This is a genomic window from Micromonospora sp. U21 (genome assembly GCF_018070045.1).
In the GTDB taxonomy this organism is placed as follows: domain Bacteria; phylum Actinomycetota; class Actinomycetes; order Mycobacteriales; family Micromonosporaceae; genus Micromonospora.
This window is the reverse complement of record NZ_JAGPYK010000004.1, coordinates 328,952-355,859: the sequence shown is the minus strand read 5'-3', so window position 1 is coordinate 355,859 and position 26,908 is coordinate 328,952. Positions and strand designations below refer to the sequence as shown.

General features: G+C 72.9%; 27 protein-coding genes. 7 read left to right on the top strand and 20 right to left on the bottom strand.

What is annotated here, in order from left to right; translation table 11 throughout:
- Positions 1–64 precede the first annotated feature (64 nt).
- Positions 65–1,264, bottom strand: a complete 1,200-nt coding sequence (locus KBX63_RS08015) for a DUF1015 family protein (protein WP_210910212.1) — start codon at positions 1,262–1,264, stop codon at positions 65–67.
- An 891-nt stretch (positions 1,265–2,155) separates the two neighbouring features.
- Complete coding sequence (locus KBX63_RS08010; RefSeq protein ID WP_210910100.1) at positions 2,156–2,782, bottom strand: disulfide bond formation protein DsbA; 627 nt, start codon at positions 2,780–2,782, stop codon at positions 2,156–2,158.
- A gap of 221 nt (positions 2,783–3,003) precedes the next feature.
- Between KBX63_RS08010 and pepN the strand changes: the two genes are divergently transcribed.
- The gene (gene pepN / locus KBX63_RS08005) at positions 3,004–5,562 is read left to right on the top strand and encodes an aminopeptidase N (RefSeq protein ID WP_210910098.1); all 2,559 of its coding nucleotides are present in this window, start codon (positions 3,004–3,006) and stop codon (positions 5,560–5,562) included.
- A 67-nt stretch (positions 5,563–5,629) separates the two neighbouring features.
- Here the strand turns inward: pepN and KBX63_RS08000 are convergent, their stop codons facing one another.
- From KBX63_RS08000 to KBX63_RS07935, 14 genes are all read right to left on the bottom strand, one after another.
- Positions 5,630–6,037 carry a DUF5130 family protein gene (locus KBX63_RS08000; protein ID WP_210910096.1) on the bottom strand — a complete coding sequence of 136 codons (408 nt, stop codon included), beginning with the start codon at positions 6,035–6,037 and terminating at the stop codon, positions 5,630–5,632.
- Entirely contained in the window at positions 6,024–6,323 is a 300-nt protein-coding gene (locus tag KBX63_RS07995; protein ID WP_210910210.1) for a hypothetical protein, read from the bottom strand. The genes KBX63_RS08000 and KBX63_RS07995 overlap by 14 nt, the downstream gene beginning before the upstream one ends.
- Positions 6,324–6,395: 72 nt before the next feature.
- A complete protein-coding gene (locus KBX63_RS07990; protein ID WP_210910094.1) occupies positions 6,396–7,859 on the bottom strand; it encodes an amidase in 1,464 nt (487 codons plus the stop codon).
- 301 nt (positions 7,860–8,160) lie between these two features.
- Positions 8,161–9,162 (bottom strand): amidohydrolase family protein, encoded by a 1,002-nt coding sequence (locus KBX63_RS07985; protein WP_210910092.1) that lies wholly within the window; start codon positions 9,160–9,162, stop codon positions 8,161–8,163.
- Positions 9,162–9,686: a 3-hydroxyanthranilate 3,4-dioxygenase gene (locus tag KBX63_RS07980; protein ID WP_210910090.1), complete on the bottom strand. Its 525-nt coding sequence runs from the start codon at positions 9,684–9,686 to the stop codon at positions 9,162–9,164. The genes KBX63_RS07985 and KBX63_RS07980 overlap by 1 nt, the downstream gene beginning before the upstream one ends.
- Positions 9,683–10,105: a RidA family protein gene (locus tag KBX63_RS07975; RefSeq protein ID WP_210910088.1), complete on the bottom strand. Its 423-nt coding sequence runs from the start codon at positions 10,103–10,105 to the stop codon at positions 9,683–9,685. Before KBX63_RS07975 ends, KBX63_RS07980 begins: the two co-directional genes overlap by 4 nt.
- Positions 10,102–10,875, bottom strand: a complete 774-nt coding sequence (locus KBX63_RS07970; RefSeq protein ID WP_210910086.1) for a 2-keto-4-pentenoate hydratase — start codon at positions 10,873–10,875, stop codon at positions 10,102–10,104. Before KBX63_RS07970 ends, KBX63_RS07975 begins: the two co-directional genes overlap by 4 nt.
- Complete coding sequence (gene dmpG / locus KBX63_RS07965; RefSeq protein WP_210910084.1) at positions 10,872–11,945, bottom strand: 4-hydroxy-2-oxovalerate aldolase; 1,074 nt, start codon at positions 11,943–11,945, stop codon at positions 10,872–10,874. Before dmpG ends, KBX63_RS07970 begins: the two co-directional genes overlap by 4 nt.
- Complete coding sequence (locus KBX63_RS07960) at positions 11,942–12,871, bottom strand: acetaldehyde dehydrogenase (acetylating) (RefSeq protein WP_210910077.1); 930 nt, start codon at positions 12,869–12,871, stop codon at positions 11,942–11,944. The genes dmpG and KBX63_RS07960 overlap by 4 nt, the downstream gene beginning before the upstream one ends.
- 61 nt (positions 12,872–12,932) lie before the next feature.
- Complete coding sequence (locus KBX63_RS07955; protein WP_210910069.1) at positions 12,933–13,727, bottom strand: 2-keto-4-pentenoate hydratase; 795 nt, start codon at positions 13,725–13,727, stop codon at positions 12,933–12,935.
- A gap of 23 nt (positions 13,728–13,750) precedes the next feature.
- On the bottom strand, positions 13,751–15,232 hold the full coding sequence (locus KBX63_RS07950) for a 2-hydroxymuconic semialdehyde dehydrogenase (protein ID WP_210910209.1): 1,482 nt from the start codon (positions 15,230–15,232) through the stop codon (positions 13,751–13,753).
- 23 nt (positions 15,233–15,255) lie between these two features.
- Positions 15,256–16,593: an NAD(P)/FAD-dependent oxidoreductase gene (locus KBX63_RS07945; protein WP_210910062.1), complete on the bottom strand. Its 1,338-nt coding sequence runs from the start codon at positions 16,591–16,593 to the stop codon at positions 15,256–15,258.
- Entirely contained in the window at positions 16,590–17,915 is a 1,326-nt protein-coding gene (gene kynU / locus KBX63_RS07940; RefSeq protein WP_374102197.1) for a kynureninase, read from the bottom strand. The genes KBX63_RS07945 and kynU overlap by 4 nt, the downstream gene beginning before the upstream one ends.
- Entirely contained in the window at positions 17,891–18,793 is a 903-nt protein-coding gene (locus tag KBX63_RS07935; protein WP_210910058.1) for a tryptophan 2,3-dioxygenase, read from the bottom strand. The genes kynU and KBX63_RS07935 overlap by 25 nt, the downstream gene beginning before the upstream one ends.
- A 147-nt stretch (positions 18,794–18,940) precedes the next feature.
- Between KBX63_RS07935 and KBX63_RS07930 the strand changes: the two genes are divergently transcribed.
- The 3 genes from KBX63_RS07930 (at position 18,941) to KBX63_RS07920 (ending at position 20,881) form a co-directional block, all read left to right on the top strand.
- Positions 18,941–19,405 (top strand): Lrp/AsnC family transcriptional regulator, encoded by a 465-nt coding sequence (locus KBX63_RS07930; RefSeq protein ID WP_210910056.1) that lies wholly within the window; start codon positions 18,941–18,943, stop codon positions 19,403–19,405.
- 105 nt (positions 19,406–19,510) lie between these two features.
- Positions 19,511–20,032, top strand: coding sequence for a hypothetical protein (locus tag KBX63_RS07925; RefSeq protein ID WP_210910055.1), 522 nt, complete (start codon positions 19,511–19,513; stop codon positions 20,030–20,032).
- Between the two features lie 75 nt (positions 20,033–20,107).
- On the top strand, positions 20,108–20,881 hold the full coding sequence (locus KBX63_RS07920) for a class F sortase (protein WP_247661945.1): 774 nt from the start codon (positions 20,108–20,110) through the stop codon (positions 20,879–20,881).
- Between the two features lie 13 nt (positions 20,882–20,894).
- Here the strand turns inward: KBX63_RS07920 and KBX63_RS07915 are convergent, their stop codons facing one another.
- Positions 20,895–21,431, bottom strand: coding sequence for an HNH endonuclease (locus tag KBX63_RS07915; protein WP_074313833.1), 537 nt, complete (start codon positions 21,429–21,431; stop codon positions 20,895–20,897).
- A 396-nt stretch (positions 21,432–21,827) separates the two neighbouring features.
- Between KBX63_RS07915 and KBX63_RS07910 the strand changes: the two genes are divergently transcribed.
- The 3 genes from KBX63_RS07910 (at position 21,828) to KBX63_RS07900 (ending at position 24,970) form a co-directional block, all read left to right on the top strand.
- A complete protein-coding gene (locus tag KBX63_RS07910) occupies positions 21,828–22,820 on the top strand; it encodes a mechanosensitive ion channel family protein (protein ID WP_374102196.1) in 993 nt (330 codons plus the stop codon).
- A gap of 234 nt (positions 22,821–23,054) precedes the next feature.
- The gene (locus KBX63_RS07905) at positions 23,055–24,443 is read left to right on the top strand and encodes an MFS transporter (RefSeq protein ID WP_210910044.1); all 1,389 of its coding nucleotides are present in this window, start codon (positions 23,055–23,057) and stop codon (positions 24,441–24,443) included.
- Positions 24,444–24,541: 98 nt separating this feature from the next.
- Complete coding sequence (locus KBX63_RS07900) at positions 24,542–24,970, top strand: globin (protein ID WP_210910042.1); 429 nt, start codon at positions 24,542–24,544, stop codon at positions 24,968–24,970.
- Positions 24,971–25,000: 30 nt separating this feature from the next.
- Here the strand turns inward: KBX63_RS07900 and KBX63_RS07895 are convergent, their stop codons facing one another.
- The 3 genes from KBX63_RS07895 to KBX63_RS07885 all read right to left on the bottom strand — a co-directional run bounded on the left by KBX63_RS07895 (position 25,001) and on the right by KBX63_RS07885 (position 26,906).
- Positions 25,001–25,585 (bottom strand): YbjN domain-containing protein, encoded by a 585-nt coding sequence (locus KBX63_RS07895; RefSeq protein WP_210910040.1) that lies wholly within the window; start codon positions 25,583–25,585, stop codon positions 25,001–25,003.
- 131 nt (positions 25,586–25,716) lie between these two features.
- Positions 25,717–26,463 carry a hypothetical protein gene (locus KBX63_RS07890; protein WP_210910038.1) on the bottom strand — a complete coding sequence of 249 codons (747 nt, stop codon included), beginning with the start codon at positions 26,461–26,463 and terminating at the stop codon, positions 25,717–25,719.
- A complete protein-coding gene (locus KBX63_RS07885) occupies positions 26,460–26,906 on the bottom strand; it encodes a thioesterase family protein (RefSeq protein ID WP_210910036.1) in 447 nt (148 codons plus the stop codon). Before KBX63_RS07885 ends, KBX63_RS07890 begins: the two co-directional genes overlap by 4 nt.
- Between the last annotated feature and the right edge of the window lie 2 nt (positions 26,907–26,908).

Here is a 26,908-nt window from a genome sequence, read left to right as displayed (position 1 = left end):
GCGGGGACGCCGCAGGGGCGGCGTCCCCGAGCCGCGTTCGTCACACGGCCGTGCGGCCGGTCGCTCAGCGGGGCAGTTCGGCGACCACCAGGCCGCCACGCGCCTTCGGGGTGAACCAGGTGCTCTTTCGCGGCATCTTCTCGCGGGCGAGGTTCACCGCGACGAAGTCCGCGACGGTCACCGGCGCGATCAGGATCGCCAGCTCGGCCCGCCCGGCGTCGACCTCCTCGGTGAGCCAGCTCGCCGGGTAGTCCCCACCCACATAGGTGATCCGCTTGTCACCCGGGTCCAGGCCCAGCGCGTCGCGCAGCAGCAGCCGCTCGACCAGGGCGTGGTCCAGGTTCTCCAGACGGTCGTCGGCGGCGCCGGGCAGGCGCACCGCGTACCCGTGGTCGGGGAGCCGGAGGTGGACGGTGCCGCCGGCCGCCGGGACCTCGACCGGGCCGTCGATCGGCTCGACCTCGGCGCCCGCCGTGCCCAGCCGGTCCAGCAGCTCGTCCGGCGTGGTGGTCAGCTCGCTGACCAGCCGGTTGTACGGCTGGATGGCCACCGAGTCGGGCGTGGTCACCACGGCCAGGAAGCGCGACAGCCCGCCGGTCTGGGCGGCCAGGCTGCGGTGGTTGCCGTCGGCGACGACCAGATCCCCGCCGCCGGCGAGGCCGGTCAGCTCGTCCTGCTCGGGGCCAGGGCCGAGCAGCCAGATGGCGTGCGTGCGCCCCGCCTGGTCGGTGTCCGTGGCAGCGGGCGCGCCGGCCGCCTCGGTCGCCGCCGCGAGCGCGGCGTGCAGCTCGTCGCCGCGCCCGGTCTGGAGCAGGAGTACGGGCGAGAGCAGGTGACCGAGCGACTCGGCCAGCGCCACCCGCTCACGCACCTTGGCGATGAAGACGTCCTCGTTGCGGATGACCAGGCCGGGCTCGTCGGCCCGGGTGGAGATCTGGTCGGTGTCCACCATCGCGAACAGCCCGTACGCCGGCTCGTCGCCCGGAGCGCTGATCCGGTAGAGCACCACCACCTGCTCGGCGGGGGTGTAGCTGCCGTCCGCCTTCGCCTCGGCGAGCCGGGCCACCGCGTCCGGCAGCGCGTCGAGGAAGGACTTCCCCTGGCTCTCCGGCGCCCGGTGCGGCATCTCGATGCCGAGGGCACTGTGCGGGTTCGCCTCGATGATCGCGGTGATCTCCGCGTCGTCGGCGAACTCGTCGTAGTTCTGCGCGCCGGTGCCGCCGGTGGTGATCCAGGCCCGGGCGATCGGATGTACGACCGTCATGCCCGCTGACGCTACCGGCGACGGCGTCGCCGGTAGCGGGGACCCGCGCGGCGTCCACCAGATGAAAGCGCCGGGCCGGGGCGGGGTCAGCCGGCGCGGCCGGATGTGCCCCGGCGGTGCCGGCCGGCTGCCGCGGGTCCGCCGTTGCCCCGCCGTGCGGCCGGTCGCGGCGGGTCCGGTGGTCGCGTTGCGGCGGGGCGCCGCGGGCGGCCCCGGCACGGGACGCGGCTCGTGCGGCGGCGCCGGGACGGGTCGCGGGTTCGGCGGCGGCGTCGGTACCGGGCGCGGGGCGGCGGGCGCCGGCGGAGGCGGCGCGGGTTCGGCCGGCGCGGCCGCCGACGGCGCGACCGGTGCGACGAGCTCGACCGGTGCGACGGACGCGACCGGCGTGATCGGCGGCGGCACGGCCGGCGCGGGCGGTACGGGAACCGGCTGGATGGCCGGCGCGGGAACCGCGAGCGGTGCCGGAAGGTCGGCCGTCGCGATGCCGGCGGGCGGGGTCAGGCGGGAGGTGACCGGGACCCGGGCCACGCCGACCACGATGGGCGGGGCCAGCAGGTCCACCAGGTGGGCGGGAAGGTCGGGACGGACCGCCGGCCAGCGGGAGTCGTCGACCGACCAGTAGGCCGCGCCAGGAGTCTCGATCACCCCCTGCCGGGTCAGCTGATCGTCACCGGACGCACGGTGCTTGGCCATCGGGATTGCCTCCACAAGCTGCGGGGTGCGGCCCTGCGGGTCGCTGCGGCGGACACCGAGGGAAACGACGCCGCCCGCCCACCGGTGACGCCGTAACCGTTCCCGCCCCCCGGCGGCGCACCCGGCGTCCGACACGACGCACCCCCGCCCGGGCAGCCGACGGTGTCCGGAACGGGGGCGCGTGGTGGTCGTGGATCAGTCGAAGATCGGGCCCTGCTCGCGGGTGCGCTTGAGCTCGTAGAAGCCCGGGGTGCCGGCGACCAGCAGTACGCCGTCCCAGAGCCGGCCGGCAGCCTCCCCCTTCGGCGCCGGCGTGATCACCGGGCCGAAGAACGCGACCTGGCCGCCGTCCGGGCCGGGTGCGTGGATCACCGGGGTGCCGACGTCCTGCCCGACCGGCCGCATACCGGCCTCGTGGCTGGCTCGCAGCGCCTCGTCGAAGTCCGTGCTGTCGGCGGCCTCGGCCAGCGCCGGGTCCAGGTCGGCGTCAGCCAGCGCGGCGACGTAGAGCTCCCGACCCCGCTCCTCCTTGCCGAGGTGGATCCGGGTGCCGAGCGCGGTGTAGAGCTTGCGGAGGACATCGCCGCCGTACCGCTGCTCGGCGGCGATACAGAGCCGCACCGGGCCCCAGGCGGTACTCAGGAACGCCTTGTAATCCTCGGGCAGCTCGTCCCGGCCCTCGTTGAGCACGGCCAGGCTCATCACGTGGAAGCGGGTGTCCACGTCACGGACCTGCTCGACCTCGAGCAGCCAGCGCGAGGTGATCCACGCCCACGGGCAGGCCGGGTCGAACCACATGTCCACGGCGACACGTTCGGTCACGGTGAGGTCCCTTCGCGACAGGTGGCGCCGGCGATCCGGCGCCTCCACGAATCTTCACCCCGGCCCGTGCCGGCCGGCACCCGAATCAGAGCGTGACCTCGGCCACCGCCGGCTACCGGTACGTGGAAGACTCGGTTCCGGACCGGCCGCCACGAGCGGTCGGCAAACGGGCGCCGCCGGGCGTACGGCGAGATGTGGGATGGAGACGAACAGTGCCGGGAGTGCGCAACCTGACGCAGGTCGAGGCGACCGAGCGGGCCCGCCTGCTCGACGTGACGGGGTACGACATCAGTCTGGACCTGTCGACCGCCGTGCTGGCGGCCGACGGCCGCACGTTCCGGTCGACGACCGAGGTCCGATTCCGCTGCGCCGAGCCGGGCGCGAGCACGTTCATCGAGGTGGCCGCCGATGCGGTGCGTTCCGCCACGTTGAACGGCGCTCCGGTCGACCTGTCCGACTGGTCGGCCGAGAAGGGCCTGACCCTGTCCGGGCTGGACAGCGAGAACGTTCTGGTGGTCGAGGCCGACTTCGGCTACTCCAACAGCGGTCAGGGGCTGCACCGCACGGTCGACCCGGTGGACGGCGAGACGTACCTCTACAGCCAGTTCGAGACGGCCGACGCGCAGCGGGTCTTCGCCTGCTTCGACCAGCCGGACCTGAAGAGCGTGTACACCTGGCACGCCACCGTGCCGGCGCACTGGCGGGTGGTGTCCAACATGCCGGTGCAGCGTGAGGAGCCGGCAGGTGAGGGGCTCAAGACCCTCCACTTCACCGAGTCGCCCCGGATGAGCACCTACATCACGGCGCTCTGCGCCGGGCCGTACCACGAGGTGCGCGACACCCACGACGGCATCGACCTGGGTGCCTTCTGCCGGGCGTCGATGGCGCCCTATCTCGACTCGGACGACCTGTTCCTGATCACCAAGCAGGGCTTCGACTTCTTCCACGAGAAGTTCGGGGTGCGGTACCCGCTGCCGAAGTACGACCAGCTCTGGGTGCCCGACTTCAACGCCGGCGCGATGGAGAACTTCGGCTGCGTGACGCACGCCGAGTCGCACTACCTGTTCCGCTCGCAGGTCACCGACTTCGAGTACGAGCAGCGCGCCAACACGATCCTGCACGAGATGGCCCACATGTGGTTCGGTGACCTGGTCACCATGCGCTGGTGGAACGACCTGTGGCTGAACGAGTCGTTCGCCGAGTGGGCCAGCCACTGGTGCAACACCAACGCCACCCGGTTCACCGAGGCGTGGACGACCTTCCTGTCCATTCGGAAGAACTGGGGCTACCGGCAGGACCAGCTCTCCTCCACCCACCCGGTCTACACGGAGATGCCGGACATGGAGGCCGTGGAGGTCAACTTCGACGGCATCACCTACGCCAAGGGCGCGAGCGTGCTCAAGCAGCTCGTCGCGTACGTGGGTGAGGAGCCGTTCGTGGCCGGGCTGCGGGCGTACTTCGGCAAGCACGCCTGGGGCAATGCCACCTTCGATGACCTGCTCACCGAGCTGGAGGCGGCCTCGGGCCGGGAGCTGCGCAAGTTCGCCGCGCAGTGGCTGGAGACCGCGCAGGTCAACACGCTGCGGCCGGAGGTGACGATCGGCGCGGACGGCACGTACCAGCAGGTCGTGGTCCGGCAGGAGGCGCCGGCCGCGTTCCCGACGCTGCGGACGCACCGGATCGGCGTGGGCCTGTACGACCTGACCGACGGGCGGCTGGTCCGCCGCGAGCGGCACGAGGTGGACGTGACGGGTGAGCGGACCGACCTCGCCGAGCTGCGCGGCGTCCGCGCGGCCGACGTGCTGCTCCTCAACGACGACGACCTGAGCTACACCAAGCTGCGACTCGACGACCGGTCGATGGCCACGGTGGTGCAGCACATCGGTGGCTTCGAGTCGTCGCTGGCCCGGGCGCTGTGCTGGACCGCGGCGTGGGACATGACCCGGGACGCCGAGCTGGCGGCCCGCGACTACGTGGCGCTGGTGGTCAGCGGGCTGCCCGCCGAGACCGACATCAACCTGGTCACCGCCACCCTGCGGCAGGCCACCACCACGCTCACCCTGTACGCCGACCCCGCCTGGGCGTCGACTGGCTGGGCCGATCTGGCCCGCACGGCGAGGGACGCGCTCGCGGCGGCCGAGTCGGGCAGCGGGTTCCAGCTGGCCTGGGCCCGGGCGTACGCCTCGGCGGCCCGCTCCGAGGAGGACCTGGCCACCCTGCGCGGTTGGCTGGACGGCTCCGGCGTGCCGGCCGGGCTGACCGTGGACACCGAGCTGCGGTGGACGGTGCTCGGCGCGCTGGTGGCCAACGGCGCGGCCGGCCCGGCCGAGATCGAGGCGGAGCTGGCCGGTGACCGCACCGCCAGCGGCGAGCGGGAGGCCGCGTACGCGCACGCGCTGGTGCCGACCGCGGAGAACAAGACCGCGGTGTGGGCGTTGCTGACCGGCCCGGACGCGCTGCCCAACTGGCGGCACCGGGCGCTGTTGCAGGGCTTCGCCCACCCGGCGCAGGTGGAGCTGGTCGCCCCGTACCGGGAGCGGTACTTCGAGGCGGTCGGCCAGGTGTGGGCCACCCGGGACAGCGAGCCGGCGCAGGAGTTCGCCCAGCTGGCGTACCCGACCTACCTGGTGGAGGACGACACGGTGGCGGCCACCGACGCGTGGCTGGCCGGCGACGGGCATCCCGCCCCGCTGCGCCGGCTGGTCGCCGAGGGCCGCGACGGCGTCGTGCGGGCGCTCAAGGCCCGTGCGAAGGACGCCCAGAGCGCCTCGACGCGCTGACCCAGCCCGCACAGACCGAAGCCCGGCCCGCTGTTCAGCGAGCCGGGCTTCGTCGTACGAGTGGCGCTCAGCCCTTGCCGGCGTGGCTGGCGAGCTGGTCGAGGCCGTTGATGATGCCGCCGGCCAGGTCGCCCCCGCTGAACGCTCCCACCATGGAGAGCGCGGCCAGCTTGGCGTACGTGTCGGGGATGCGCTTGCGGGCGTGCCGTCCGGTGACGATTTCCAGCTGCCGCTGGTTGGGCGACACCGCGATCAGCACCGATCTGTCGGGGTTGGCGAGCTGGCGGTGCAGCCGCTGGGCGTGCTCGCGGACCGGCTCGTCGAGGCCGCCGACGAAGACCGAGAAGACGAGGCCGGTGCCCTGGTCGGCCAGGCGCAGCGCCTCGTCGATGCGCAGCAACTGGCGGGTCGAGAACGGCCCGTCCAGCACCTCGGGCGGATTATCCGTCCTGGCCTGCTCCTCACCAACGGTCACTTGCGCCTCCGGTTCCACCGGCCGGCGCCTCAACGCTGGCCTGCTCAAGCTTGTGGCTGGTCAGCGCGGGCGCCTGCGCGCCCGCCGCCAGCGCGGTGCCGGCCGAGTCGGCCAGCTGCTCCGGGCGGCCCAGGAACCAGACCGGAGTGAAGTCGAAGGGCCGGCCGGGCCGGTAGCGCTTGGAGCCACCACCACCGCCGGCGGTACCACCGGCGCGGCTACCGGCGTACGCCAGGCCGGCGATCACCAGCACCGCGGCCACCGGGATGCCGACGAAGACCAGCAACGTCTCGGTAACAGACAATCCCAACGCCCCCAGGCGGAAGAAGGACCTCGAACAACCGGGTCGGTTGAACGATCATGATGGCGACCGGCCGACTCCGTCGCCATTCACGTTAGCGGAGTCGACGGCCCGCCAGATTGCGGGGTGCCGATCCCATCCGTCACTCCAGCTTTCCAGTTGCGCAGCGGCCGCGATGAGCCGGGCGTCGTCGCCGTACCGACCGGTGAGCAGCACCCCGACGGGCAGCCCGTCGGTGGTCGTGCCCAGCGGCAGGGACACCGAGGGATCGCCGGTGACGTTGAAGATGGCGCAGTAGGGCGAAAACCGGCGTTGCCGGTCGAAATCGGCGGCCGGGTCACCGTCCGCGGTGAACCAGCCGACGGGTGCCTGCGGTGCGGCCAGAGTGGGACAGAGCAGCAGGTCAACGCCGGCGGTACGGTGGGTGCCCAGGCGGACCTGGGCCTGCAACTCGCCGAGGGTGGCGGCCAGGGTGCCGGCGGAGACCTCGGCACCCCGGGCCCGCAGCAGTCGGGTCAGAGGCAGCAGCTCCGACTCCCGCTGCGGCGGCACCGGGGCCAGCGCCAGCACGTACCAGATGACTTCGAACAGCGGCCACGCCTCCGGCCCGAGCGGCGCCGGCACCTCGACCACCTCGTGGCCGGCGGCGGTGAGCAGCGCGGCCGCCCGGTCCACGGCGGCCACGCAGTCGGGGTGCACCGGCTCGTCGGCGAGCATCGGGGTGGTGAACCGGCCGATCCGCAGCCGGCCGGGCTCGGCCCGGCGGGCGGCCGCCAGGTAACCGCCGGGCGGCGCGGCTGGCGGCAGGTAGGGCTCACCGGGCACCGGCACGGCCATGACGTCGAGCAGCGCGGCGACGTCGGTGACGGTCCGTCCGAGCGGCCCGCTGGTGGGCAGGCCGAACGCGCCGGAGCCGAGCGGCCCGCCGGAGACCAGGCCACGGCTGGGCTTGTAGCCGACCAGGCCGCAGAGCGACGCCGGGATGCGCAGCGAGCCGCCGCCGTCGGAGCCCTGGGCGACCGGGATCAGACCGGCCGCCACCGCCGCCGCCGCGCCGCCGCTAGACCCGCCGGCGGTGTACGCGAGCTGCCACGGATTGCGGGCCGGTGGCGCGACCCGGCCCTCCGAGTAGAGCGAGCAGCCCAGCTCGGAGGTGGTCGTCTTGCCCAGGCTCACCAGGCCGGCGGCCTTGATGAACCGGACCACGTCGGCGTCGACGGGCGGGACGAAGTCGACGAAGGCAGCCGACCCGAAGGTGGTGCGGACCCCGGCGGTGAGGGTGAGGTCCTTGATCGCGGTCGGTACGCCGTGCAGCGGGCCGCGCGCCTCGGCGGGCACGAGGTCGGCCGCGCGGGCGGCCTCCCGGGCCAGCTCCGGAGTGACCGTGACGAACGCGCCCACGGTGTCGCCGATCGCCGCCACCCGGCGCAGGTGGTGCTCGACCAGGTCCCCGCTGGACAGCTCGCCGCGGGCTACCGCGGCGGCCTGCTCCAACGCGGTCAGGTCGTGCATGTCGGCCATGCCGTCATCCTGCCGGCCGCCGGCCCCCGGTGCACTCGTCACGCGCCGACGATCAGCAACCGGCCGCTGCCGGCCGCCCTCTCGCCGCGGCCTCGGTGACGGCCTCGCCGCCGCGCCTGCGGTTCACCCTCGATTGCTCCGCCGCTTCGGCCGGACCACCGGCAGTCCCGACACAGCCTTTGCTCTGCTTCAACGCACGCAACAGGGAACGTCCGATATCCGGACAGTCGCTGTTGCGTGGAGTGAAGCAGAGCAAAGGCTGTCGAGGTGGTTGGGAAGGCCGCCACCGTGCTCGGAGGGCTCAGCCGTGCAGGAAGCGCAGAGCGTTGGTCGCGAAGAGCTTGTCGCGCTGGTCGGCGCTGAGGAAGTCGGCCGCGCGGACCACCGCGCCGGCCGGCCGCTCGCCCAACGGGTACGGGTAGTCGCTGCCGACCAGCACCCGGTCCTCCCCCATGGTGTCGACCAGCAGGCGCAGCGCGGGCGGCGCGAAGACCACCGAGTCGACGCTGAACCGGTCGACGTAGCTGCTGGGCGGAGCTGCCGACGCGCCACGGACCAGGTCGCCACGGCGGTGCCAGGCGTTGTCGGCACGGCCGAGCCAGAACGGGAAGCTGCCGCCGCCGTGCGCGAAGCAGATCCGCAACGTCTCCGGCACCCGGTCGAAGACACCGCCCAGGATCATGGCCAGCACCGACAGGTGCGTCTCGGCGGGCATCCCGGTGAGCCAGCGGGCCATCCACCGGTCCAGCCGGGGACCGCCCGGCATGTCCCACGGATGGACGAAGACCGGCGCGCCCACCTCGGCGCAGTGCTGGAGGAAGGTGACCACGCCGGCGTCGTCCAGGTCCCGGTCGCCGACGTGGTTGCCGATCTCCACGCCGACGTGCCCGGCGGCCAGGCAGCGGTCCAGTTCGGCGCAGGCGGCGTCCGGGTCCTGCAACGGCACCTGGCAGAACGGCACCAGCCGGTCGCCGCCGCCCGCGGTGACCTCCAGGGTCAGGTCGTTGAAGATCCGGGCGACCTTCACCGCCTGGTCGGCCGGGCGGTCGTAGCTGAAGAAGACCGGCGTCGGTGAGACGACCTGCACGTCCACGCCGTCCGCGTCCATGTCGGCCAGTCGGCTCGCCGCGTCCCAGCACTCGGCGCCGACCGGGCGGAACTCCGACTCCCCCACCATGATCATCGCGGCCCGCTCGGAGTCGACCCGCAGCCAGGGCCAGCCGGACCCGCCGCACGCGGCACCGAGGTCCGGCCATCCCTTCGGTACGACGTGCGTGTGCACGTCGACCACGCCTGCGGGCATCAGCCCTTGCCCGGGTGCAGCGTGCCGCAGTTGGCGCAGGTGCGCGCGGCCTCATCGGCGTAGAACGCCTGGAACACCGGCGGCAGGTCGGCGGCGATGTCCCGGACCTGCAACTCGACCTCGTGCACCTTGTGCCCGCACTCCGGGCAATACCACTGGAACGTCTCCAGCGTGCCCTCCTCGCGGACCCGCTCGACCACGACACCGATCGAACCGGCCTCCGGCCGCTGTGGCGAGTGCGGGGTGTTCCGCGGGAGCATCCACATCTGGCCCTCACGCACGTGCACCGTACGCGGCCCCTCGGGGGTCATCAGGTTGATGTGCATGTTGCCCTTGACCTGGTAGAAGAACTCCTCGTACGGGTCCACATGGAAGTCGGTGCGCTGGTTGGGCCCGCCCACCACCATGACGATGAAGTCGTCCCCGCCCGGGAACATCTCCCTGTTGCCGACCGGCGGCTTCAACAGGTGCTGGTTCTCCGCGATCCAACCCGGAAAACTGAACGGCTCGGCGATCTCACTCACGACTGACCTCCCGAGGGAAGAAGGGCCACGGCCTGAATCTCGATGAGCAGGTGCGGGTGCGGCAGCTGGTGCACCGCCACCGTCGTACGGGTCGGCCCGGACGCGTCGAAGAACTCGGCCCACACCTCGTTGTAACCACCGAAGTCGTTCATGTTGACCAGGTACGACGTCACCTGGACGAGGTCGGCCAGGTCGGCGCCGACCGAGCGCAGCAGATCCCGGACGTTCTCGATGACCGCCCGCGTCTGCGCCCGGACGTCGAGGTTCGTCGTCCCGAACTCGTCCACCTCGACACCGGCGAACGAGTTGTCCGCCCGCCGCGACGACGTACCGGAGACGAAGACGAACCCGGCCGCGACCTTGACGTGTGGAAACGCACCCCGCGGCGTGGCCTTTCCGGCCACGACCCGCGCGGTCATGAGGAAGCCCGCAGCGACGCCGCGCCGAGCTTCTCCACGACCGCGCGGACATGGACGCCAGGACGGAGCGGGACGGCCGCCGTGGCGGCGCCGGCCAGGAAGACCCACCCGGACTGCAGGCGTACGCCGTGCCGGCCGGCCAGCCGGATGCCCTCGTCGAGCGCCCGGCGCGGATCGCCGAGGATCGCCGCCGTCGAGCCGACCTGAACCACCCGCCCGTCGACCTCCAGCAACACGCCGAGGTTGTCCAGCCCGGTCGGCACCGGCGACCACGGCCCGATCACGAACGCGGCGGCCGAGGTGTTGTCGGCGATCACGTCCGGCAGGGAGAACCGGAAGTCGGCGTACCGGGAGTCGATGAGCTCGATCGCCGGGGCGACCGCGCGGACCGCCGAGGCGAAGTCGCCGACCGGCTCGCCCGGCTCGGGCAGCCGGTCCAGCAGGAACGCCACCTCCGGCTCGACCCGCGGGTGGATGTACGCGGCCGGGTCGACGGCGCCGCCGTCGGGCACCCGCATCGCGTCGGTGAGCCGCCCCCAGATCACCTCGTCCACGCCGACCTGGGCCATCTTCGCCTTGCTGGTCAGGCCCATCTTCAGCCCGACCAGCCGCTCGCCCCGGTCCAGCCGGCGCTGCACCAGCGCCGCCTGCACGCCGTACGCGGTCGGCACGTCCAGCCCCACCTCGGCGGCGAGCTGCGGAATGGCGGTGGCGGTGTCCGCCGCCGTGCCCAGCTTCGCCGCGACGCCAACGGTGTCCACGCCGATCATGGTGCGACCTCCTGCTCACGCTGACCCACCAGATCCAGCGCCACGTCCACGATCATGTCCTCCTGGCCGCCGACCATCCGGCGCCGACCCAGCTCGACCAGGATCGACCGGACGTCGACGCCGTACTTCGCCGAGGCCCGTTCGGCATGCCGCAGGAAGCTGGAGTAGACCCCGGCGTACCCGAGGGAGAGCGTCTCCCGGTCCACCTGGACCGGCCGGTCCTGGAGCGGACGGACCAGGTCGTCGGCGGCGTCCATCAGCGCGAACACGTCGCAGCCGTGCCGCCAGCCGTGCAGCTCGGCGACGGCGACGAAGACCTCCAGCGGTGCGTTGCCGGCGCCGGCGCCCATCCCGGCCAGCGAGGCGTCCACCCGCACGGTCCGGCCGTGCGCCGCGTCGGCGCCGGCCGGGGCGGACCCGGTGATCCGGCCGTGCTCGACGGCGAGCACGCTGTTGGCCACCCCGAGGGACAGGTTGTGGTGGGCGTGGATGCCGATCTGCGTCTCCGGCTCCAGCACCTGCCGGTACGCGTCGACCCGCTGCGCCACGTCGGACATCAGCAGCCGGCCACCGGAGTCGGTGACGTAGACGCAGTGCGCCCCGTACGACTCCATCAGCTTGGCCTGCCCGGCCAGCCCGGCCGGGTCGTTCATGTGCGACATCATCAGGAACCCGGCCACGTCCATGCCGTTCTCCCGTGCCCAGGAGATGTGCTGGGCGGAGATGTCGGCCTCGGTGCAGTGGGTGGCGATGCGGACGCTGGTCACCCCGAGCGCCTTCGCCGCCTTCAGGTCGGCGATGGTGCCGATGCCCGGCAGCAGCAGGGTGGTCAGCTTCGCCGTGGTCAGCACCTCGGCGGCAGCCGAGATCCACTCGGCGTCGCTGGCCGCGCCGTGGCCGTAGTTGACGCTGGAGCCGGCGAGCCCGTCGCCGTGCGCCACCTCGATCGCGGCCACCCCGGCGGCGTCCAGCGCCGCGGCGATGGTGCGCACCTGCTCGACGGTGTACCGGTGGGCGATGGCGTGCATGCCGTCGCGCAGCGTCACGTCCTGGATGTACAGATCCGTCATCGGGCGATCACCTCACGCAGCGCGACCAGCCGCTCCGCGGTGCGCAGCGCGGCGGAGGTCATGATGTCCAGGTTGCCGGCGTACGCCGGCAGGTAGTGCCCGGCACCGGAGACCTCCAGGAAGACCGACACCTGCAACGCGGTGAGCTGCCGCCCGAGCGTCGGCAGGTACGCCTCGACCCGGTCGAACTGCACGTCCTGCTTGAGTCGGTAGCCGGGGACGTACTCCTGCACCGTCGCCACCATGTCCGCCACCGAGGCGGCGATGGCGGCGGTGTCGGCGTCGGCGTCCGGGCAGAGGCAGTAGACGGTGTCGCGCATCAGCAGCGGCGGGTCCGCCGGGTTCAGCACGATGATCGCCTTGCCCTGTTCGGCGCCGCCGACCACCTCGATGGCCCGCGCCGTGGTCTCGGTGAACTCGTCGATGTTGGCCCGGGTGCCCGGCCCGGCCGAGCGGGAGGCGATCGAGGCGACGATCTCCCCGTACGCCACCGGGGTGACCCGGCGCACCGCGGCGACGATCGGCACGGTCGCCTGCCCGCCGCAGGTCACCATGTTCACGTTCGGCTCGTGCAGGTGTTCGTCCAGGTTGACCGGTGGCACCACGTACGGGCCGAGCGCGGCGGGGGTCAGGTCGACCACCGTGCGGCCGTGCGCGCGCAGCACCTCGTCGTGGCGTCGGTGCGCGCCGGCCGACGTGGCGTCGAAGACCAGCTCGACGTCGGCGAACTCCGGCATCGCGACCAGCCCGTCCACACCCTCGGCGGTGGTGGCCACGCCGAGCCGGCGGGCCCGGGCCAGGCCGTCGGAGGCCGGGTCGATGCCGGCCATCGCCACCATCCGCAGGCTGTCGCTGAGCCGCAGCACCTTGATCATCAGGTCGGTGCCGATGTTGCCGGAACCGAGCACCGCCACGCCGACCGTCATGAGGCTGTTCCTCCTTTCGTTCGCGACTGCGGGGCTCGCAAGACCGACTCACTCCTCGCCCTCACTGGCCCTCCGTCGAGAAGCAGGTCCGCACCGAGCCGAGCCCGGAGATCCGCGCCTCGTATGCGGCGCCGGGGGTGACCGGCACCATCGGGCCGAGCGCCCCGGAGAGCACCACGTCCCCGGCGCGCAGCGGATCACCCGCACGGGCCATCGTCCCGGCCAGCCAGTGCAGGGCGTGCAGCGGATTGCCCAGACAGGCCGCGCCGGCACCCACCGACACCGGCTCACCGGCGTGCTCCAGCACCATCCCGCAGAGCCGCAGGTCGACGTCGGCGAGCCGGCGCGGCGTGGTGCCGAGCACGAAGAGGCCGCTGGAGGCGTTGTCGGCGACGGTGTCCACGATGGAGATGTCCCAGGCGGCGATCCGCGAGTCGACGATCTCGATCGCCGGCAGCACGTGGTCGACGGCACGGACCAGGTCGACCGTGGTGATCCGTGGGTCCGGCAGGTCCTTGCCGAGCACGAACGCGATCTCCGCCTCGACCCGCGGCTGGAGCAGCCGGTCGATGGCCACCTCGGCCCCGTCGGCGACGGCCATCGCGTCGGTGAGCATGCCGAAGTCCGGCTGGAAGACCCCGAAGCTCTCCTGCACCGCCCGGGAGGTCAGCCCGATCTTCGCGCCGACCCGGCGCTCGCCGCGGCCCTGCCAGGCCCGCGACTGGAGCTGCTGCACGCGGTACGCCGACTCGACGTCGCCCTCCGCCAGCAGCCGGCCGCGCAGCGGTGGGCACGGCCTGCCGGTGGTGCGGGCCTCGGCCAGCTCCCGGTTCGCGGCCTCGATGTCAGCTTTCATGCCCGCTCCTCGCTGCGGCGCGCTCACGACAGGTCCACGCAGACGTTGGTGAGTTCGGAGTAGAAGTTCAGCGAGTGCACGCCACCCTCGCGGCCGATGCCGGATGCCTTCACCCCGCCGAACGGGGTGCGCAGGTCGCGCAGGAACCAGGTGTTGACCCAGACGATGCCGGCGTCCAGCCGGGCTCCGGCCCGGTGCGCGCGGCCCACGTCCCGGGTCCACACCGTCGCCGCCAGCCCGTACTCCGTGCCGTTGGCCAGCGCGTACGCCTCGTCCTCGGTGTCGAACGGCGCGACGTGCACCACCGGGCCGAAGATCTCCTCGCGGTTGGTACGGGCGTCCGCGCCGAGCCCGGTGAGCACCGTCGGCTGCACGTACGACCCGCCGTCGCGGGCGTCACCGAAGGTGGGCGTGCCGCCGCCGGTGAGCACCTGGGCGCCCTCGGCGCGGGCCAGCTCATAGTGGCCGAGCACCTTGGCCCGGTGCTGGTGGGAGATCAGCGGCATGGTCGCCGTGGCCTCGTCGGCCGGCCAGCCGTACGCCAGCTCGGCGGCCCGCTTCGCCAGCCGGGCGGTGAACTCCTCGAAGATCGGACGCTGCACGTAGATGCGTTCGGTGCAGAGGCAGACCTGCCCGCCGTTGGTGAAGCTGGAGCGCACCGAGCCCGCCACCGCGGCGTCCAGGTCGGCGTCGGCGAACACCAGGCCGGCGTTCTTGCCGCCCAGCTCGAAGCTCACCGCCTTGACCCCGTCGGCGGCGGCCCGCATGATCGCGCCGCCGGTGGCCGACTCGCCGGTGAAGGTGATCGCGTCCACCCCGGCGTGGCGGGTGAGGAACTCGCCGGCCGAGTCGGGCCCGAACCCGTGCACCAGGTTGAACACCCCGGCCGGTACGCCGGCGGCGGCCATCACCTCGGCGAGCAGCGTCGCCGAGGCCGGCGTCTCCTCGCTGGGCTTGACCACCACGGCGTTGCCGCAGGCCAGAGCGGGAGCCACCTTCCAGGTGAGCAGCAGCAGCGGCAGGTTCCACGGCACGATCACCGCGACCACGCCGACCGGCTTGCGGACCGCGTAGTTGAGCGCCCGGCCGCCGGTCGGGGTGACCGTGGTGAACGACTCGGTGGGCGCGGTCGCCACGATCTCCGCGAACGCCCGGAAGTTCGCCGCGCCCCGGGGGATGTCCAGCGTGCGGGCCTGGGCGATGGACTTGCCGGTGTCGGCCACCTCGGCGGTGACCAGGTCGTCGAAGCGGCGTTCCAGCTCGTCGGCGACCCGGCGCAGCACCTCGGCGCGCTCCCGCTCCCCCATCCGGCCCCACGGCCCGCGCAGCGCGGCCCGAGCGGCGGCCACCGCGTCGTCCACCGTGGACTTCGACGCCTCGACGACCTCGAAGACCGGCTCACCGGTGACCGGGCTGACCTTGGTGAACGTCGGCCCGCCGTCGACGAAGTCGCCGCCGACGAAGTTGCGCAGCCGTGGCGGCCCGGCCGGCGCCCGGCCGGTCATCAGTCGCGGATCCCAGCTGCCGGTCATGCGCGCCTCCTTCGGCTGAGCGCTGCGCCGATCGCGCCGACCAGCAGCAGCGCGGCGCCACCGGCGAGCACGCCGAGCGCCCGGTGCTGCCGGCGGACCCGGCGGCGAACCTCGGCGTACGGAGTGGTGGAGAAGGACACCAGCTCGTACTGGGAAACGTACCGGCCGGGCAGCGCCCGTTCCAGTGCGTGCTCCACCCGCCGGCCGAGCTGGAACACCGGTGAGGCGACCTTGTCCCGCATCTCCACGAAGTTGGTCAACGCCATCCTCGCGATGGCCTCGGCGTTCTCCTGCCGCCGCCGCTGGAACAGTGGCAGCGCCGCCGCCCAGTCGTCGGCGCACTCGTCGAGACAGCGGTCCAGCTCCACCACGTCCTCGAAGGCGCAGTTGGCGCCCTGGCCGTAGAACGGCACGATGGCGTGCGCCGCGTCGCCGAGCAGGCCGACAGTGCCGTTGACCTGCCAGGGTGTGCAGCGGACCGTGCCGAGCACGCCGACCGGGTTGTGCTGGTAGTCGTCCACCAGATCCGGCGCCAGCGGGATCACGTCCGGGTAGTGCTGGGCGAAGTGCCGCTCGATCGCGGCCGGGCTGTCCAGCGAGGCGAAACTGCCGGCGCCCTGGTTGGGCCAGAACAGCGTGCAGGTGAAGGAGCGGTCCGGGTTGGGCAGCGCGATCATCATCGAGGTGCCGCGCGGCCAGATGTGCAGCGCGTCCTCCTCCAGCGCGAAGTCATCGCCCAGCGGCGGCAGGGTCAGCTCCTTGTAGCCGTAGTCGAGGAAATCCACGCTCTCGGTCAGCAGCCCGTGCGCCAGCAGCTGCGCGCGTACCGCGGAGCCCGCGCCGTCGGCTCCCAGCACCACCGACGCCTTGGCGGTGACCGGGCCCCGCGGGGTGTCGAAGGTCAGGCCACCGTCGGTCGGGTCGAGCCCGACCAACCGGTGATCGAAGACGATCCGCACGCCGGGCAGCGCGGCGGCCGCGTCCAGCAGGGCGTTGTTCAGCGCACCCCGGCTGATCGAGTTGATCGCCCGGTCACCGGCCGCGCTGTACGACTGGAACTGCGGCTCCCCCTCGACCGGGTGGATCATCCGGCCGCGCATCGGCAGCGCGCCGGTCATCACCTGCTCGTCGAGGCCGATCCGGCGCAGCGCGTCCAGCCCCCGCTCGGAGAGTGCCAGGTTGATGGAGCGGCCCCGCTCCGCCGTGCCGGTGCGCGGGTCCGGCCGGCGCTCGTAGAGCGCCACCGGGTAACCGCGCCGGGCCAGGAAGCAGGCGGCCAGGCAACCGGCCAGCCCGGCGCCGATGATCGCGACCTCGTCGCGCCGCACAGTCATGAGGACACCTGCCCGACCGTCGCGGCGAGTGCGGCGGCGGCCCGCCAACAGTCGTGGTACGTGGAGTAGAGCGGCACCGGGGCGAACCGGACGACATCCGGCTCCCGGGCGTCCGCGATCACGCCGTGTTCGTGCCGCAGGCGCTTGGTCAGCTCGGCGGCGCTGCCGGCGCCGATCCGCACCGAGAGCTGGCAGCCCCGCCGGGCCGGGTCGCGCGGGGTGATGACGCGCAGCGGCCGGTCGGCGGTGACCTCGTCGAGCAGTTGCTCCAGCCAGCCGGTGAGCCGCAGGCTGCGCGCGCGCAACGCCGGCATGCCGACCGCGTCGAACAGCTCCAGCGAGGTACGCACCGGGCCCATCGCGAAGATCGGCGGGTTGGAGATCTGCCACGCCTCCACGGTGGCCGGTGGCCGGGACACCGGGGTCATCTCGAACCGGGTGGCGGCCGCCGTGCTCCACCAACCCTCGAAGCGGGGCAGGTCGGGGTCGCCGAGGTGCCGCTCGTGCACGAAGACGCCCGCCAGCGCGCCGGGCCCGGAGTTCAGGTACTTGTAGGAGCACCAGGCGGCGAAGTCGACGTCCCAGTCGTGCAGGGCCAGCGGCACATTGCCGACCGCGTGCGCCAGGTCCCAACCGACCACCGCGCCGGCCGCCCGGCCGGCGGCCGTGATCGCCGGGATGTCCAGCAGCTCGCCGGTCAGGTAGTTGACGCCGCCGAGCAGCACCAGGGCCACCCGGTCGCCCTCGGCGGCCAGGTAGCCGGTCACATCCTCGGTGCGCAGGGCGTCCTCGCCGGGGCGCGGGCGCAGCCGGACCACGGTGTCGTCCGGGTCCAGGCCGTGGAACCGGGCCTGGCTGCGCACCGCGTAGCTGTCCGAGGGGAACGCGGCGTCCTCGATGACGATGCGGGTGCGGGCGCCGGCCGGACGGTAGAAGCTGACCATCAGCAGGTGCAGGTTGACCGTGAGCGAGTTCATCACCACGGTCTCGGCGGGCCGGGCGCCGACCAGTCGGGCCGCCGGCGCCGTCAACAACTCGTGGTACGGCAGCCAGGCCCGCTCCGCCTCGAGGTGCCCCTCGACGCCGAGCCGCTGCCAGGCGTCCAGGTCGGCGAGGAGTTCCTCGCGGGTGGCCCGGGGCTGCAGGCCGAGCGAGTTGCCGGCGAGGTACGCCGACTCGGGGTGGCTGCCGCCGTCGGCCGGCGGCACGTGGAACAGGTGCCGGTGGCCCGGGTCCGCTTCGTCGAGGCGGTATGCCTCTCCTTCAGGGGTGTGCACAGGGGTGTCTCGCTCTCCGGTCACATCGCGGTGCGGGCAGACCACAGCTCCGGGAAGACCACCCGGGCCATGCTGCGCTGCAACCACGCCAGTCCGGCGGAGCCGCCGCTGCCGACCTTGGCGCCCATTGTCCGCTGCACCGCCTTGACGTGGTTCCACCGCCAGTCGCCGAACTCCTCGGCGACCCCGCTCAGCGCCTCGCCGAGCAGCCGCAGGTGGTTGTCCGGGCCGGCGTCGGCGTAGATCCGTACCCAGGCCGCCTCGACCGACGGCTGCGGGTCGTGCTCGACCGCCACATCCCGGTCGAGCAGGTCGGCGGGAAGGTCGAAGCCGTGCCGGGCGAGCAGGGCGAGCACGTCGTCCCAGAGGCTCGGGCTGGCCAGCGCGGCGCTGAGCTCGGCGTGCACCTCGGCCTGCCGGCGGAACGGCCGGATCAGCGCCGGGTCGCGGAGCCCGAGCAGGAACTCCAACTGCCGGTACATCGCCGACTGGAAGCCGGAGCCCTCGCCGAGCAGGTTGCGGAACCGGTTGAAGTCGGCCGGCGTCATCCAGCGCAGGCCCTGCCAGGCGGCGTTCAGCCCCTCCAGGTGCAGCGCGGCGCGGCGCAGCGGGGCCAGCGCGTCCCAGATCCGGTCGGCGCGCAGCAGTCGCTGGGTCTCCCGCAGTTCGTGGCAGGTCAGTCCGAAGTACAGCTCCATGATCTGGCTGACCACCAGGAAGGACATCTCGCCCGGGTCGGCGCTGAGCGGCCGCTGCAACTGGTGCAGGGCGCTCGCCTGCACGTACGCGTCGTACGGCACCAGCTCGGCGAACTCCAACGTCGGCTCGCCGCCGTTGCGCGCGGCGCGGGCGGCCCGCTGCCGCGGGGTCACCGGTCGCACGGTGGCGGCGCGGTTCGGCGCCCGCCGCTCCGTCTGATCCACCATTGGTCTCCCTCCCCCGAACTGGCCGACGTCATGATCTCGCGGTCAGATCGGTGTACGGAATGCCGGATCAACGGCTCTTGCCCTCTTCCGCTGCCGAACCAAAGGCAGGTGGGCGAATCCGGTTCACGAAAGTAAGGTCTGAGCGTGGACGACATGGACTGGGCGCTGGTGCGCGAGTTGCAGGCCGACGCCCGGCTCTCCTTCAGCGAGCTGTCCCGGCGGGTGCACCTGTCCCCACCAGCGGTCGCCGAGCGGGTCCGACGACTGGAGGAGGCCGGGGTGATCACCGGCTACCACGCCCACGTCGACCTGACCCGGGCCGGCCGCACCGTGGTCGCCCTGATCCGGATGTCCTGCTACGGCGCGCGATGCATCCTGCACGACCCCGCGGTGGCCGGCTGGCCGGAAATCCTGGAGATCCACCGGATCACCGGGGACGCGTGCAGCATGCTCAAGGTGGCGGCCGGTTCGATCGGCGAGTTCGAGGCGGTCATCGACAGACTCGCCCCGTACGGGCAGCCGTCGAGCACGATGGTCCTGTCCTCCCCGCTGGACTGGCAGCCGATCACCCCGCTCCCGTCCGCCGGCGCCCCCCTCCGCCGCCGCTGACCCCACCTGCACCCTGCCCGCCTGCGGGTTTGCCCCCGGGCCAGCGGGAAATCAGCGCGGTGCCCAGGGGAGGGTTCCGGCGGTCGTCGCCGGGAGGGGGAAATCATGCAGGGTCTTCGCACGATCAACCGCGCGTTCTCGGCCGCCCTGACACTGATCGGGCTGGTCGGGGCATTCGTCCTGATGTCGGTCGCGCCGGCGCGCGCCGGTGAGAACGCCTTCATCGAGGTGACGCCGAACAGCGTCCAGGCCGGTAGCCGGGTCAATATCCGGGCGAGCTGCGACAACAACAACAACGAGCAGGCCAACGTGCATTCCGACGCGTTCGGGCACGTGATGCTCAGACCGGACAAGGGCTTCCTGACCGGTGAGGTCACCGTCCCGGGCGACAAGGAGCCCGGCGACTACCCGGTCGAACTGCGCTGCCAGAACGGCCAGCGGGCCTCGACCACGCTGACCGTGTTGAACATGGCCTCGCCCAGCAAGGGACCGGCGACCGGGGGCGGCGGCACGGCCGGCGGTCGCGGCACCGGATCGCTGCTGGTGCTCGGTGGGGTGGCGCTGGTGGCCACCGCGGTCGCGCTCGGCGTGGCCGGGGGCCGGCGTCGGACCGGGGCCGGCTCCTGAGCCGGATCAGCCATGAGCCGCAGAACCGCGCGTGCGCGGCCGGACCGCGGTGCCCGCTTCCGGGCCGGAGCGACGCTGCGCGCCTACGGCCGGCTGCTGGCCGGCGCCTCCGACCGGCTGCGCCGGGTCTCGGGGGAGGCGGTGTCGGCCAGCGTCGCCACCACCGATCCGGCCGCACGCCCGCTGCCGCCACGCCGCCCGGCCGGGTCGCCGCTGCTCAGGCGGCGGTTGGGCACCGGACCGGGGGTGCCGGTGCTGGCCGTTGCCGCGTTGATGCTGCTGATCGTGGCGATGCTCGGCGTCGAGCAGGTGACCGGGATCAGCATGCTGCCCGACCGGCTCAGTGCCGGCCTGCGTCCGCCGCCGAAGAAGTTCCCGGTGCTGCCGGCCAGCCGCCCGACGAGTCTCGCCATCCGCACCCTGGATGTGCAGGCGCCGGTGCATGACGTGGGCATCGCCGCGGACGGCACCATCGCCGTGCCGGACGCGGCCCGCGCTCAGGAGGCGGGCTGGTACGACCAGGGCCCCACACCCGGCCAGTACGGCCCGGCGGTGATCGTCGGGCACGTGGACACCACCAGCGGGCCGGCGGTCTTCCACCAGCTGCGGGAGCTGCGTTCCGGAGATCAGATCGAGGTCAACCGCTCCGACCGCAGCGTGGCCGTCTTCGAGGTCGATTCGGTGGAGCGATTCGACAAGGGGCGACTGCCGGTGGACGAGGTGTACGGCGACTTCAGCCGCCCGAGCCTACGGCTGATCACCTGCGGCGGCCGCTGGGTCGGCGGCGAGACCGGCTACTCGGACAACGTCGTGGTCTTCGCGTCGTTGGTCAAGGCTCGTGATGGTTGAGGTTGGTGTCGGGTCAGGCGGCGGCTTCGGGCTCTCGCAGGTCGAGCCAGTCGGCCCAGCGCGGGTCGGGCGCCCGGTGCCCGAGCACCCGCCAGGCGGTGCCCTTCGGCGCGGCCGGCAGGGCGTGCAGCCGCCAGCCCAGCTCGGCCGGGGTCTTGTCGCCCTTGGTGTGGTTGCACCGCGCGCACGCGGCGACCACATTCTCCCAGGCGTGCCGGCCGCCGCGGCTCCGCGGGAAGACGTGGTCGATGGTCTCCGCCGGGCCTCGGCAGTAGGCGCACCGCCACCCGTCCCGGGCGAAGATCGCCCGACGGGACAGGCCGACGTGCGTGCGGTAGGGGACCCGGACGAAGCGGGTCAACCGGACGACCGACGGCACCGGGAGCGCGTCCCGCGCGCTGTGCAGGATGCCGTCACCGTCGGCGACGCAGACCGCCTTGGCGGAGAGGACGAGGATCGCGGCTCGACGCACCGACACGACACACAGCGGCTCGTAGGTGGCGTTGAGGACCAACGCGCCGGAGCCCACCGTGGGTCGTATGTCAGGCATCGCGCTCACCCTCCCGGTTCAGCGGCTGCTGGGCGCCGCCGCCGACCGGGGTGGGGCACGACGGCCCACACGGTCGACGTCGGTCCGATCACCGACGTCCGTTGCGCCAATAGTCCCTGATCGGACCCCGGATTGCACGTACTAATCTCTCTTCTGGTAAGCGGATCACCCGCACCGGGACGGATCACTGCTGTGGCCTGGGCGAACTGTGCCGTTACCGGCTGCGCCAGGAGGCTCTCGGCTGTCAGGTGACGGTCCGAGATCGAGATCTGCGACCGACGCCTCGCGAACTCACCCGGCCGGTGGGTCGGCGGCGGGCGCTCGGCTTCCTTACGGTACGAAGACAGGGTGAGTGCCGCCAGCGTGACGCCCCTTGCCCTGTCCACCGCCACGTCGGTGAACTGCCAGGGCAGTTCCTCCTGCGAGTTCCTGTACCGGATGACCCACTCGGCCTGGTTCGCCGAGGGCAGCTACTGGATTCTGCTCAAGCCGCTGCGGGTGCTGCTGATCGTGGCGCTGGCGATGGTCGCCCGCTGGGCGCTGCACCGGACGATCGACCGGTTGGTCCGGACCACCACCGACGGTGCGGTGCCGACGATGCTGCGGCCGCTGCGCGAACGGGTGCCCACCGCCGCGGCCGACCCGACCGAGTTCGTGCCGGAGCGGCGCCGGCAGCGGGCCGAGGCGATCGGCTCGGTGCTGCGCAGCCTGACCACCGCGTTCGTCTTCGGCATCGCGCTGCTGATGATCCTGCGTGAGTTCAGCTTCGACCTGGCTCCGCTGCTGGCCAGCGCCGGGATCGCCGGCGTCGCGCTGGGCTTCGGCGCGCAGAGCCTGGTCAAGGATCTGATCGCCGGGTTGTTCATGCTGATCGAGGACCAGTACGGCGTGGGTGACACCGTCGACCTGGGCGAGGCGACCGGTGTGGTCGAGTCGGTCGGGCTGCGGGTCACCACCGTGCGCGACGGTCGCGGTGTGCTCTGGTACATCCGCAACGGCGAGATCATCCGGGTGGGCAACAAGAGCCAGGGGTGGGCCCTGGTGGTGGTGGACCTCCCGATCGGCTTCAGCGGCACCGAGGAGGCGACCGCCGTCCTGCGGACCGCCGCAGCCTCGTTGGCGGTGGACCCGGAGCTGTCGCCGGAAATCGTGGAGGCGCCGGAGGTGCTGGGCGTCGAACAGATGACGGTGGACGGCGCGGTGATCCGGACGGTGGTGAAGACGACCGCCGACGGGCAGTTCGCGGTGGGACGGGAGCTGCGCCGGCGGCTGGCGGAGGCGCTGGAGAACTCGGGGATCACCGCACAGATCGCCACCTCCCGCATCTATCCCGGTCTACTGAACCGGCCGCCGGCGGACGGCGAGACTGGTCAGGGCGGCGCGACCTGACCCGGCGGGCACTGTCCGCGAATCCAGGGGTCGCGGGCCACCCGGCCCCTCAGGTATCGTCCGTTCGTTCAGTCGGGGATGCGACGAACGATCCGTTCGCGCTAGCTAGTTGTCAGACGATCGGGCAGAATCCGGAGCACGCGTTCCCGCCGGAGCGTGATCACATCCTCGCTGATCCGTAGATCTGACGAGTGTTCCCGGCCGGGCTGCCACGAGCGGTCTCCCCGGGGGCCGATGGAGGCGACGGTGCCCGACGAGCGACCTTCCGCGGAAGGCCCGGCCACTTTCCGCGAGGTGTTCGACCAACGCGAGTTCCGGGCCGTCTTCACGGCCGGTGCCCTCTCCTGGGTCGGTGACTACGTCGCCAAGGCGGCCGTCACCCTGCTCGTCTACCAGCAGACCGAGTCCGTCGCGCTCTCCGCCGCGGCCTTCGCGGTCAGCTACCTGCCCTGGCTGCTCGGTGGCCCGCTGCTCGCCGCGCTGGCCGAGCGGTACCCGTACCGGCGGGTGATGGTGGCGTGTGACGTGATCCGGATGGCGCTGATGCTGCTCATCGCCATCCCGAACCTGCCCGTCCCGGCGGTGCTGGTGCTGATCTTCGCCGCCACGCTGGCCAACCCTCCCAGCCAGGCGGCGAAGTCCGCGCTGATACCGCAGATCCTCGCCGGGGACCGGCTGGTGGTCGGCTTGTCGCTGAACAGCAGCGTCGGGCAGGCTGCCCAGGTCGTCGGCTACCTGCTCGGCGCCGCCGTCGCCGCGATCGACCCGGCCCTCGCGCTGCTGATCAACGCGTTGACCTTCGCCGCCTCGGCGCTGCTCGTCCGCCTGGGTGTCCGCGACCGGGCCCCGCTGATGACCACCGAGCACCGCAGCCACCTGCTCCGCGAGACCGCCCAGGGGTTCCAGATCGTGTTCGGCACACCGGTGCTGCGGGCGATCGCGGTGCTGGTGTTCAGCGCGATGCTCTTCTCGATCGTTCCGGAGGGGCTGGCCGCGGCCTGGGCCAACAAGGACGCCGGCGGCGACCTGGACGCGGGCTTGGCGCAGGCGGTGATCATGGTGGCCAACCCGGTCGGATTCATCCTCGGCGGGCTGCTGGTGAGCCGACTGTTCGGCCCGGCCCGCCGGCTCGCCCTGATGCGGCCGCTGGCCGTGTTCGCCCCCCTGGTGCTCGTGCCGGCGCTGTTCGACCCGCCGCCGCTGGTGGTGGCGCTGCTCGCGGCCCTCTGCGGGTTCGCGGTCGCCGGCATGCTGCCGATGGCCAACGGGCTGTTCGTCCAGGCGCTGCCCGCCGCCTTCCGAGCCCGCGCGTTCGGTGTGATGGCCACTGGTGTGCAGGTCATCCAGGGTGTGGCGGTGCTGGTCACCGGGTTGCTCGCCGAGCGGTTCGACATCCCGCTGGTGGTCGGGGTGTGGAGCGCGGCCGGCGTGCTGCTGATGGTGGTGGCCGCGCTGCGGTGGCCGGACCAGCAGACGGTCAACGGGGCGATCGCGTCGGCGACCGCGGCCAACGCCGAGTCGCCGGTCAGCCAGCCAGACCCGGACGACCCGACCTCCGGCGGCACGGCGGCGGGCCCCGAGCCGCGCACCGGTGACGGCCGCCGCCGGCACGCGGTCACCTGAGCCAGCCCCTGGGGGCTCCAACCGGAGCAGGCCCCGCGTGACCCGACGCACGGCGTCCGGGTCGGCCTGGCGCAGGTCACACCTGGCAGGATGGAACGGTGAACCCCGCAGGCGAATCCGACCGTCCCGGTGCGTCGACAACCCTCTTCGAGGCGGTCGGCGGCGAGCCCACCTTCCGCAAGCTGGTGGACGAGTTCTACGCCGGCGTCGCCACCGATCCCCTGCTCCGGCCGATGTACCCCGAGGAGGACCTGGGCCCGGCGGCGGACCGGCTGACCCTGTTCCTCATGCAGTACTGGGGCGGCCCGAACACCTACTCCGCCCAGCGAGGGCACCCGCGGCTGCGTATGCGGCACGCCCCGTTCCGCATCGGCCTGGCCGAGCGGGACGCCTGGCTGCGGCACATGCGCCGTGCCGTTGACCGGCTCGACCTGGAGCCGCAGGTCGCCGGCGCGCTCTGGGACTACCTGGAGCGGGCCGCGTACTTCATGGTCAACGCCACGGAGGATGCGGCCGACGGCGCCTGACGGGCCCGTTCCCGCGCCCGCCCGGCGGCCTCAGAGCAGCGCGCCCTCGTCGTGCAGCCAGTCCACGAAGCTGGTGGCCACCGCGGCGCCGCAGTCGAGCATCTCGACCAGCAGCGCGTCGTGGGTGCCGGCAGCGAGCGGCACCTGAAGCTCGGCGTAGATCGGTAGCTGCCCGCGCTCGGTCGGGTCACCGATGTACGCCTTGCAGAAGCGACGGGTGTGGTTCCACTCGTTGACCACCCGGTAGGCCCGGTCGGCCCAGTCCGGCGGCACCGTGGCGTGCGGACGGGCCCGCATCACCAGGATCTCGTCCTCCGGCCCCTCGAGGGTGACCAGCACGGCGTGCCGCTCCCACATGGCCAGCAGGTTGCCGTCGCCGTCGGCCAGGTATCGCACGTCGAGCAGATCGAGTGCGTCACAGACTCGGCGCAGGCTCACCGGCTCGACGGTGGCCGGCATCTCGGTCAACACGGGCCGCTCGTTGCCCGGGCAGTCATCCCCGGGCTGGCGAGGGCTGGGCGGTCCGACCCGGACCGCGCTCTCCACTGTGATCCCGCTTCGGGTTTCCGGATCGCCGCCCTCGGCGGGACCCGGGCGCCATGACCACCACGGCATCGCTCGCGCACCTCACTCCCCAGCGGATCCAGCCGCCTACGGTGCGTTGGATCCGAGGATGGACGGTACCCGGACAGCCGGGTTGAAGCATCCCCCCAACGACTGCCCCAGCCCAGAAGAATGACCAGGGGTCATCCGTTCGGACGAGTTGCGAGGGGCGTCACGGCGAGATCCGTGGCCTTCTGCAACCAGGCCGCTCCGTATGGTCCCACCAGGCCGACCCAACGGCCGGCCACTCGCACCTGCACGGCGCCGGCCTCCGCGGGCGGGCCCGCCGGGCGGTCAGCGGTGCCCAGGAAGCCCATCCGGATCAGCCCCTGCACCAGTCGCTGCGACACCTCCACCGGCGGGCCGGGCGGGTTGTCCGGAGTGACCAGCACGGCCACGTGGTCGAGCAGTGCGTCGCGCAACGCGCGCTGGCCCACCGCGCGGCCGGCCACGCCGTGCTCGCTCGCGGCACGCAGGGTGCCGGCCGCCGCGCCCGCGATCCGCCACAGCTCCGCGGCGGGCAGCGCCTCCACCGGCCTGCTGCGGGGCGGCGGCAGCGGCCACCGCCACTGCGCGTCCCGGCGTGCCGGCAGGGCCGCGCCCCCGCGCTCCAGCTCCGCCAGCAGCTCGGAAGCCGCCACCGTGACGTCCGTGGACCCGCCGTCGGCCGGACCGCCGTCCACCGTCCGAACCACCAGCACCTGCCACGGCAGCCGCGCCCAGAGAGCGACCCGGCCGGCGGCGTCGGCCGGGCGCAGCCGGACCGGCGCGACCGGATCCAGCCGGACCAGCCGGGCCAGGAAGGCGCCCGCGTCGGCCACTCCGGTGAGGCCGTGCCCGGGCGTCGGCGCCTCCGCGCGGTCCGGCCCCGCGGTGCCCGACCGGGTCACGCCGAGCCGCCCTGCGGGGCGTACGTGAGCAGGAACGCACGCTCCTCGGCGGTGATCCGCCGGGGCACCTGGCGGGTCAGGTCGAACGGCACCAGCACCGAGCGGGCCCGGCTGGCCAGCACCTCGCCGTCGTACAGCTCGTAGGCGACGGTGAACCGGGAGGCCCGGATCTCCTCCACCCACAGCTCGATCCGGACCGTGGGCGCGGCCTCCGCGGTGGCCCGACCCAGCGCGTAGTCGACCGGGCGAAGGTAGTCGACCTCGTGCCGGCGGATCACCACCCCGTCGGCGAACGAGCCGACCCCCCAGGCGCGGCCGCCGGCGAACATCAACGCCACCCGCGCCTCCTCGTACAGAGTGAGGAAGCGCGAGTTGTTGACGTGGCCGTACGCGTCCAGGTCGGACCAGCGCAGTGTGCAGTGGTAGACGAACCGGTCAGACACCT